Origin of the sequence: Streptomyces sp. NPDC028722 (assembly GCF_040637655.1) — a bacterium.
Taxonomy (GTDB): domain Bacteria; phylum Actinomycetota; class Actinomycetes; order Streptomycetales; family Streptomycetaceae; genus Streptomyces.
Window position 1 is genome coordinate 212,533 of sequence record NZ_JBEZWU010000012.1, and the last position, 8,981, is coordinate 221,513.

At 70.6% G+C, this 8,981-nt stretch carries 10 protein-coding genes; 4 read left to right on the plus strand and 6 right to left on the minus strand.

Going from position 1 to position 8,981, the window contains the following annotated elements; all coding sequences use genetic code 11:
* Positions 1 to 76: 76 nt before the first annotated feature.
* The 6 genes from AB0F03_RS20555 to AB0F03_RS20580 form a co-directional block, all read right to left on the minus strand.
* Positions 77 to 970: an SAM-dependent methyltransferase gene (locus AB0F03_RS20555; RefSeq protein ID WP_361993752.1), complete on the minus strand. Its 894-nt coding sequence runs from the start codon at positions 968 to 970 to the stop codon at positions 77 to 79.
* Complete coding sequence (locus AB0F03_RS20560; RefSeq protein WP_361993754.1) at positions 949 to 1,596, minus strand: isochorismatase family cysteine hydrolase; 648 nt, start codon at positions 1,594 to 1,596, stop codon at positions 949 to 951. Before AB0F03_RS20560 ends, AB0F03_RS20555 begins: the two co-directional genes overlap by 22 nt.
* Entirely contained in the window at positions 1,593 to 2,726 is a 1,134-nt protein-coding gene (locus AB0F03_RS20565; RefSeq protein WP_361993757.1) for an isocitrate/isopropylmalate family dehydrogenase, read from the minus strand. The genes AB0F03_RS20560 and AB0F03_RS20565 overlap by 4 nt, the downstream gene beginning before the upstream one ends.
* Positions 2,723 to 3,259: an EF-hand domain-containing protein gene (locus tag AB0F03_RS20570; RefSeq protein ID WP_361993759.1), complete on the minus strand. Its 537-nt coding sequence runs from the start codon at positions 3,257 to 3,259 to the stop codon at positions 2,723 to 2,725. Before AB0F03_RS20570 ends, AB0F03_RS20565 begins: the two co-directional genes overlap by 4 nt.
* A gap of 850 nt (positions 3,260 to 4,109) precedes the next feature.
* A complete protein-coding gene (locus AB0F03_RS20575) occupies positions 4,110 to 4,526 on the minus strand; it encodes an SRPBCC family protein (RefSeq protein WP_361993762.1) in 417 nt (138 codons plus the stop codon).
* Positions 4,527 to 4,553: 27 nt separating this feature from the next.
* Positions 4,554 to 5,564 carry an aldo/keto reductase gene (locus AB0F03_RS20580; protein WP_361993765.1) on the minus strand — a complete coding sequence of 337 codons (1,011 nt, stop codon included), beginning with the start codon at positions 5,562 to 5,564 and terminating at the stop codon, positions 4,554 to 4,556.
* A 142-nt stretch (positions 5,565 to 5,706) separates the two neighbouring features.
* Here AB0F03_RS20580 and AB0F03_RS20585 point away from each other — a divergent pair, with 142 nt between their 5' ends.
* From AB0F03_RS20585 to AB0F03_RS20600, 4 genes are all read left to right on the plus strand, one after another.
* Positions 5,707 to 6,609: a LysR substrate-binding domain-containing protein gene (locus AB0F03_RS20585; protein WP_361993768.1), complete on the plus strand. Its 903-nt coding sequence runs from the start codon at positions 5,707 to 5,709 to the stop codon at positions 6,607 to 6,609.
* Between the two features lie 468 nt (positions 6,610 to 7,077).
* A complete protein-coding gene (locus AB0F03_RS20590; protein WP_361993771.1) occupies positions 7,078 to 7,524 on the plus strand; it encodes a DUF3592 domain-containing protein in 447 nt (148 codons plus the stop codon).
* Between the two features lie 17 nt (positions 7,525 to 7,541).
* On the plus strand, positions 7,542 to 7,868 hold the full coding sequence (locus AB0F03_RS20595) for a hypothetical protein (protein WP_361993774.1): 327 nt from the start codon (positions 7,542 to 7,544) through the stop codon (positions 7,866 to 7,868).
* A gap of 170 nt (positions 7,869 to 8,038) precedes the next feature.
* On the plus strand, positions 8,039 to 8,773 hold the full coding sequence (locus tag AB0F03_RS20600; RefSeq protein WP_361993777.1) for a dienelactone hydrolase family protein: 735 nt from the start codon (positions 8,039 to 8,041) through the stop codon (positions 8,771 to 8,773).
* The last annotated feature ends 208 nt before the right edge of the window (positions 8,774 to 8,981 follow it).

The following is an 8,981-nucleotide window of genomic DNA, read 5'->3' on the forward strand; positions in this document are numbered from 1 at the left end:
AGGCCGAGCCGCGGCGGCCGGGTCCCGCCGGGTGCGCGGAGGCCCCACCGCGGTCGCGACGGTCGGCCACCGCTTCCTAGGCCGGGGCCGTGGCGAAGATCCAGCGGTTGGCCGCCAGGGCGTCGTCCGGTTCCGGGCGGGGACCGCGGCCGTACCGGGCGGTGAAGTCGTACGGAGTGTGGACGGCCACCGTCCAGCCCCTCTTGGTGAGTTCACCCGCCGAGTCGGGGCGTGCCTCGCTGTCGAACAGGGCGAGCAGGTCGATGCCGAGCCGCTGTCGCGCCGCCGCATAGACCGGACTGGCCCGTACCCGTGGTGACTCGGCGATCTCCTTGATCTCGTAGGCAAGGGTGCTGCCGGCCGCGCTCAGTCGGCCGATCGTGGCCATGAGGCGGCGTTCGGCCGCCGCCGGGAGGTAGAGCAGCAGGCCCTCGGCGAGCCACGCCGTGGGCGCGGCGGGGTCGAAGCCCGCGTTCAGCAGTACCTCGCTCCAGTCGAGCCGGAGGTCGGCCGCGATGGTGCGGCGCCCGGCTGTGGGGGTGGCCCGGGTCCCGTCGAGCACCGCCTGCTTGAACGCCAGGACGCCGGCCGTGTCCACCTCATGCACCGCGCAGCCCGGCGGCCAACCGAGCCGGAACGCCCGGCAGTCCAGGCCCGCCCCCAGCAGCACCACCTGCCGGGCATCCCGCTCCACGGAGTCGAGCAGATGCTCGTCCAGGACCCGGGTGCGCAATCCGAAATACCGGCCGAGGCGGCCCCACAACGGGTCGGCCTCACCGGCGGGCACCTGCTCCGGGCGGACCGGCCAGCCGGCCGAGACCGGTGCCGCGCGCACGAAGTGCTCCGCGAACGGGTCCCGGGCCAGGGCGTCGGTGCGATGGGTCTCGATGGCGCGGGCCGCGGCCACCAGCAGGGCGGTACGGCCCACACCCTCCGCCACACCGGCGTTCAGCCCGGCGGCAGGACGCACAACCCCTCCTCCTGGGGTCGGGACACGGATGCCGTCCATGCCCGCGGGTCGTCCGCGCTGGTGGTCCGGGCGCCGTACACGACACGCATGAACCGCAGTACGGCGTCGTACGGCAGGTGCAGCGCGGCGGTGCAGTCGGACAGGACGGTCACGTGGAAGCCCTTCTGGAACGCGGTACGGGCGGTGGAGTCCACGCACACGTCCGCGTAGAGCCCGGCGAGCACCAAGTGGCCCACCCCCCGCGCGGTGAGGTGCTCCTCGAAGCCGTCGCCCAGGAAAGCGTCGAAGCAGGCGCGTTTGGTGAAGATCCGCTCGCCCGGGGCCGGGGCGACGGCGTGGAACTCCGCGCCCCAGGAACCCTCCAGGCACTTGGGCCGCTTGTCGAGGGCACGGTCCCGCAACCGCCAGGCGGCCCCCTGGTACTCGGGATCGCCGACGAACCGTACGAAGACCACTTCCACACCGCGCTCGCGGGCCAGGCCCACCGCCCGGACACTACCCGCGACGGCCGCGTCCAGCACGGCCGGGTCCTTGCCGAAACGGGTCAGGGCCGTCGGGCCGGTGCAGAAGTCGTTCTGTAGGTCCACCACGACCAGGGCCGTCCCGTCCGGTTCCCCGCCGGTCATGACCCGCCGACCAGGGCGGTGTCCTGTGGCGTCCCGTCGGATCCTGGCACGTCGAGGCAGTCGAGCAGTGCGTCGACCACGGCGGTGGTGGAGTGCCGCCCGCCGAGGTCCGGGGTGTGCACGCCCCGCTCGTCCAGCGTTCGCAGCGACCGCTCGGTGGCCCGTACCGCTCCCGGGGAGCCGGCGTGGCGCTCCGCGACGAGCGCCGCCGCGCGGATGGTCGCCACCGGGTTGACCAGTTCACGCCCCGCCAGGTCGTCGGCGGACCCGTGCACCGTCTGGTACTCGACCAGACCGGCCGGGCCGGGTGCGAGGCAGACGTTCTCGGTGCAGTGGTTCTCCTGCCGGCCGGAGCCGAACCGGTCGAGCAGCATGACGTGCATGATGTCGGCCCACTCGTTCCCGGCGACGATCAGCGTGCGGTCGGGAAGGCCGTGGGTGATCAGGTTGCGGTTGACCGTGTCCGGCTGGAACAGGTCGATGCGTATGCCGAGCCGGTCGGCGAGGTCGGCCACCCAGGCGTCGAGGGCGCCGTCCAGCAGGTGGAACTTGTAGGCCATGACGATACGGTCGAGGTGGCCGTCCGGCCACGCGTGCCGGGCGCGCCGCAGGGCGTAGGTGACGACGGCCTCGGTGATCTCCCGGCTGAAGGTCATGGTGCGGATGACCTCGCCGGGCGTGTGCCGGTTGTCCCCGGTGTAGAACCCCTGGGCCTGGTCCCGCACCAGGAGCAGGGAGCGCCCGGCGTCGGTGAGGAGATCGACCTTCACGGCGCGCAGCCGCTGCCGGACGAGGTAGAGGGACTGAGCGTTGATGGCGGTGCGGAAGATCGCCTCGGTGCCCTGCTCGGCCCGGGTGCGGCAGAACCGCTCATAATGGTCCGCGTCGTCGGCGGTCAGCGCACGGATCCTGGCCACGTCCCGTTCGGCACGGAGCGAGACGTAGGAGTGGTAGAGGCGGGGGGAGCGTTCGATCGCCACGCCGTGCGGATGACCGGCGGTCAGCGCGCCGAGCACCCGCTCGAAGACGTCCGCGAGCTCGGGCCCGGTCCCCCGGCCCACCGCCAGGCCGATGACGGGCCTGGCGACACGTGATTCGCCTTCTGGCGCGGGAACGTGGGGGCGGGTCACCGGGCCGTGCCCGCGGTGAGGTGGTCGCCGGGGATGCCGGCTTTCTCCGGGCGGTAGTAGTCCCGGATGCCGTCCGCCCAGGTGACCGTGGGGATGCGGTCACCGGCGACCGGTTCGAAGGCGTCGAACAGGGCGTCGATGTTGGGGCGCTGGAATCCGATGGCCGTCATCAGGGCGGTGAAGTGAGCGCGCTCGACCAGGCCGTCGCCGTCCGGGTCGCCCATGGCGGCCAGGGCGTCCGCGAAGCCGTCGACCGTGGCGTCGAACCGTTCGGGGGCGAGCACCACGGCGGTGAACTCCTCGGGGCTGATCCGCCCGTCGCCGTTGGCATCCAGTTCACGGACGAGCGTCTCCCAGTAGCGGCGGAAGGCGTCCAGCATCTCGTCCTTCGCCCCGTCGCCGGCCTCGGGCACCGCCGTGATGACCCGCTTGCCCATCAGCTCGAAGTCGTCGGACTCCAGAACGCCGTTGCCGTCGGCGTCGAACAGGGAGAAGACGAGCTGGACGCGGTCGTTGGCCTCGGTGGTGGGCATGCTTGTCACCTCTGCTACAGCGCTGATCGGGGGGATGCCACCGTGTCCGGGGGAAGCTCCGGCGGCCCCACCACTATCGCTCTCCGTCAGGGGGCCGGCGGATGAAGCCGGGCATGTGCACCCGAAAGAAGGGAATCGGGCGGATGGCGCATGATGCGGCGGGGCCCGGGTAGCGGCGCCGCAGGCAGCGGCGTGGGGTTCTGGCCGCCGCGATGCGGAACGCGCGGGGCGCCCTTCCGGGCCCCTGACCGTCGACCGCCGCGGACCCCCCGTTCGCCGTCACACTCACCGGCGGTGCCCGATCCGAGGCCGCGCACGGGCCCGCGCTGCTGTCGGCCTTCATCCGGAGCAGTAGATGCACTCGCGGCGCGGCACCTGGTCGGCGGCACCGGTGAGCCGGATCGTCTGCGCAGGAACGAGGCGAGCGGATGGGGGCGGCGGCGGGGATCACCACCGGCAGGCGGAAGCACGGCGGAGCCGGTGCACGCAGCACCATTGATGAACGCTTGCCGGTAGCGCTCGGTGGTCGACGACCAGCAGGACTCGCCGTCGCGCGGCACGTAGACGTCGAGGTACATACGTCGTGAGACCCGGCCGCGGGCACGGTCGGCGACGGGCGGAGATCACCATCCCGCCGTAACTGTGGCCGACCAGCGTCACGCGGAGCGGCGGTGGGGCGGGGCGTGGGCGGCGTTCCGAGCGGCTTGCCGGCCTCCGCGCCAGGTCGTCGGGGAAGCCGGTGGCGTCCACCCCTGCACACCGATCGCCGGGTCCGGCGGGCCGGGCCGTGTCGCCGGGCGGCTGACGCCTGCCCGGCGGCACGGCCCGGGGCACTGCCCGCACATGTCCCTCAGACGCCGAGCGCCTGCTTCAGTGTGGCCAGCCCCTCGGTGTAGATGCCGTGGAAGAGGGCGGTCGCCTCGTCGTCGCCGACCCCCGCGGGGGTGAAGGTGCCGGACCACTCCACTCGGGACGCCCCGGAGCCGGGCACCTCGTGCACGGTCAGCGTGGAGCGGTAGTCGGTGACGGGGAAGGGCGCCTGGAGGATGGAGTAGCTGTAGGTGCGCGCCTCGTGGTCGAACGCTTCGAGACGTTCGACGATGACGCCGCCTTCCTCATTGGTGAGGGTGCGGACGCGGCCGCCCTCACCGAGCCTGCTCTGCGGAATGTACGGCAGCCAGTCCGGCAGCGAGCCGAAGCCGCCGACAAGTTGCCAGACCCGGTCGGGGCCGACGGGGATGTCGAGGGATGCGGTGGTGTGGGCCATGGTCGTCTCCTTGGAGGCCGGAGGGGGTCAGACGGTGGGTACGGGGGCGTCCTCGGCGATCAGCCCTTCCTCGCGCAGGGCCGTCCAGAAGGCCTCCGGAACCGTCTCCCCGAGCGCGGCGACGTCCTCGGCGATGCGGCTCGGCCGCGTCGCTCCGGGGATGACCGCCGCGGTGGCCGGGTGGGCCAGGGAGAATTGCAGCGCGGCTGCCTTGATGCTGACGCCGTGCTCCGCGGTGAGAGCCTTGATCCGCTCCACCTTCGCGATGACGGAAGGTGGTGCCTGCTGGTACTCGAAGTGCTGCCCGCCCGCGAGGACGCCGGAGCTGTACGGCCCGCCGACCACGATGTCGACGTTCTGTGCGGCTGCTGCCGGCAGCAGCCGTTGCAGGGCGCGCTCGTGGTCGAGGAGGGTGTAGCGGCCGGCGAGCAGGAACGCGTCCGGCTTCGGCTCGTCGAGGTCGAGGGTCAGTTCGAGGGGTTCGACACGGTTGACTCCCAGGCCCCAGCCCTTGATGACGCCCTCGTCGCGCAGCCTCTGGAGGACACGGAAGGCACCGGTGCGGGCCGTTTCGTAGACGGCCAGCCACTCGTCGCCGTGGAAGTCCTGGGCGACGTCGTGCACCCACACGATGTCCAGCCGGTCCGTCCTCAGCCGCTTCAGGCTGTCCTCGACGGAGCGCAGCGTGGCCTCCGCCGTGTAGTCGTCGACGATCTTGTTCGGGCGGCCGTGTGCGAACAGTCCGCCCTTCTCGCCCAGGTCACGGGCGGACGGATCCTCCACCTCGTCGAGGATGACGCGGCCGACCTTCGTGCTCAGGACGAACGCGTCCCGCGGGTGAGCGGCCAGGACCTCGCCCAGCCTGATCTCGGCCAGACCCGCACCGTAGAAGGGGGCGGTGTCGAAGTAGCGGATGCCGTGCTCCCAGGCGGCCTCGACGGTGGCGGCGGCCTCCTCGTCGGGGATGGCCCGGAACATGTTGCCCAGCGGTGCGGTGCCGAAGCCCAATGCGCCGGGCAGGAGGGAGGTGATGGACATGTAGAAGATCCTTGCTGCTGTACGTAATGCGACGGAAAGGCCCACCGGGGCGGTCCGTCGTCCCAACGTGTTCGAGGCTAGGATCCCTACTTGAGACTGTCCAAGACTTGCTTGGACACACTTGAGTCCTCAGAGGTCTTACATGCTCGATCTTCGCCAGTTGCACTACTTCGTGGCGGTCGCCGAGACCGAACACGTCGGCCGCGCCGCCGAGCGGCTGCACATCTCCCAGTCACCGCTCAGCCGGCAGATCGCCCAACTGGAGAAGAACCTCGGACTCACCCTGTTCGAGCGCGGCCAGCAGCGGATCCGGCTGACGTCGGACGGGCGGGTCTTCCTGGCCGAGGCCCAGGCGCTGCTGCGGCACGCGGACCGCCTGGAGAACCTGGGGCGCCGACTCGGCCGAGGTGAGGAGGGCGGTCTCTGCATCGGCTACATCGCCGACGCCATGCACACCGGCATCCTGCCCGGCGCGCTGCGCGCGCTGCACGACGAACGCCCCGGAATCCACGTCGCCCTGTACAGCCTGCCTCCCGCCGAGCAGTTCGAGGGCCTGCGCCAACGCAGCCTCGACATCGCCCTCGTCCAGGAACCCCCGCCGGGAGACGATCCCGACCTGCTGGCCGCGCCCTTGCTGGAAGACCCCCTGCTGCTCGTCCTGCCGGCCCGCCATCCTCTGGCCGACCGGACGGAGCTGACGCCGCAGGACCTCGACGGCCAGCCGTGGATCGCCGTCGAGAACCTCCAGGACCCGGGCTGGCGTGACACCTTCGTCGCTTCGTGCGCCGCGTCCGGGTTCACCCCGGACATCCGCATGGAAGCCGCGGAGCCACTGACCGCGCTGGGTCTGGTCGCCTCCGGGCTCGGACTCGCGCTCGTGCAGCGGAGCATGGTCCGCGGCATGTCGGAATCCGTCGCTGTACGTGAACTCCCCTGGCACCGCAAGTGCGTCCAACTGTGGGCGACATGGCACCGAGTCGATCTGCGCCCCGTGGTCGCGTCGTTCCGCGCGACCGTACTCCGGTCCGGCCGCACCGGACAGTGAGCCTCCGCGAACCGAGCAAGCTCCCCGCACGCCAGCTGCGGTGGCGAAGCGGTGCGTCCGGTACATGCCGCCGCTGTCGGCCAGGACCGAGCGTGGGGGCGTCGGCTGGCAGGTCGTCCGGTACGGGGGTGAGTGATGCCCCGCCAGGCTGGGCGGTGGTCGTACAGCGGCTGGCGGGCGTGCAGTACCGCTTCGGGTGGGCAGGAATGCGCGGTGTCCGGGCAGTGTGAGCGCCGGGCTGCGCGTTGTCCGGCTGGGCGTGCGGCCGGGTCCTAGTCCTAGAAATCACCGGCCGGCGGATCGCGTGGCACATCGGCACGGCAACGCTCGGCTCCAGCATCGCGACGACAGGCCGTCAGCGTGAACATGCCGGACTTCTGACCTGCTTGCTAATGGATCCGAGGACCCTCCGGGTACCTTCCCCGGTACACCGATCATTCAGGGCAAGCGCACGACCTGGGGGATCCCATGGCAGTTCTGTTCAGCGTCGTCCCCCTCCTTCTGATCGCCCTCGCCGTGTACGGTGCCGTCGTCGTGCTTCGCCGTTCTCGTGATATCAGCAGTGCCTGGTCCAGTGGGCTTACGGCCGAGGCACGGTGTATCAGGTCGTACACGACAACCAGCCGCAGCGGAGACGACATGGTGAGCACAACGCTGCACCACGTCTACGAGTTCACGACACGGGACGGGCGCGTCATCCGGTTCGACGAGACGGACGGTCCGTCAACCAGGGTCGAGGGTGACATCGTGACAGTGCACTACCTGCCGGAGCGCCCCGAACGCGCCACCGCCAAGGTCCCGGCTCCAGCGAAGCTCGCCGCGAGCACGGGCTGCGCTCTGCTCTTCATTGCCGTGTTCATCGCCCTCGCTATCTTCCTGATCGTCTTTGCGAACTCGGGCGGATCGATGCACTGACACCCCTCCGCACGTTCGTGGTCCACACGATCGCCATCCGCATCCGTCTGGAAGAACGGCCCATCCCGATCCAGGCCCGCTACGAGAGGGTGAAATCCCGCTTCGACTGCGCGTTCAACCGGGCCAGCTCAGCGATCACGAACGCCGCCCAGGAACTGGCCGAACGCCGCGTCCTGAACCGGACGATCACCGATCACGGCTTGCGGCGCCCCGTCCCTCGCTGCCGGCGGTCGGATTCTCTGTGTCGCATGCGGCGCGCACCGGTTCTCATCCATCGAGGCATCCGCTCGGGCTGGAATGCAGGCGTCGGCTCATATCCGGTGGGCTACGCTGTACGGCCATGAATACCGGGACGGCCTTGCGCCACACACGGATCGGTGACCCGGGGCTCTTCTGAGCGCCGTACGGGCTGGTGTGGGCCCGCTGTTCGACCGAGGCACTTGGGCCGTTGCGCGGGCTCCGCCTCCGTCGTGTTGATCACAGGCTCTGCACATCAACCACGACAGGAGCATTCATGCCTACCACGACGCTGCGCATTCCCACCACGGACGGCCAGGCCGACGCCTTCGCCGCCTTCCCCGACCACAGCGAGCGGCACCCAGGGGTGCTGATGTACGCGGACGGCATCGGTATCCGGCCCGCGCTGCGGGAGATGGCCCGCGAACTGGCCGGGCACGGCTACTACGTGCTCGTCCCCAATTCCTACTACCGGCACGGCCCGGCACCGCTGGTCGAGCTTCCCGAGTACATCGGTGAAGAGGTCCGGCCCGCGGTCTTCGCCCAGCTGATGCCCCTGATCGAGGCGCACACTGCCGAACGTGTCCTGAGCGACGCCGACGCCTACCTCAGGTTCCTCACCACCCAGCCCGAGGTCGGCGCCGGACCGGTCGCGGTGACCGGCTACTGCATGGGCGGCCTCTACGCGATGCGCACCGCCGCGGCCCACCCCGACCAGGTGGCGGCCGTCGCCGCGTTCCACAGCCCCGTAGGTGTCGATGGAGCCAACCTCTTCTCCGAGCTCACCGCCCAGGTCCACCTCGGCCACGCCGAAGGCGACATGACACCTGAGGCCCTCGGCGAGCTCAACCAGGCCCTGGATACGGCAGGTGTCGACTACACCTCCGAGATCTACCCCGGCACCGTCCACGGCTTCACCATGTCCGACACCGACGCTTTCAGCGCCTTCGGGAGCAAGCGTCACTGGGATCGCCTGCTCTCGCTCCTGGACCGCAACCTGGCCGACAACTGAGGCTCCAGCCCGGATACCAGGCCTGAAACGGCCGCGACCAGCAGACGGTACGGCGGGTCACACCGATGAATCCATGTCCGTGGCCCGCCTCCATCGCGAACGAGACTTCCCTAACGAGCTCGTGCACGGTAAGCGGGTGGGACGTCGAGCCCGTGATCTTGGATCATGGTCTCGTGGTGGGGAACGCGTCTCGGGCAGCGATCGTCAG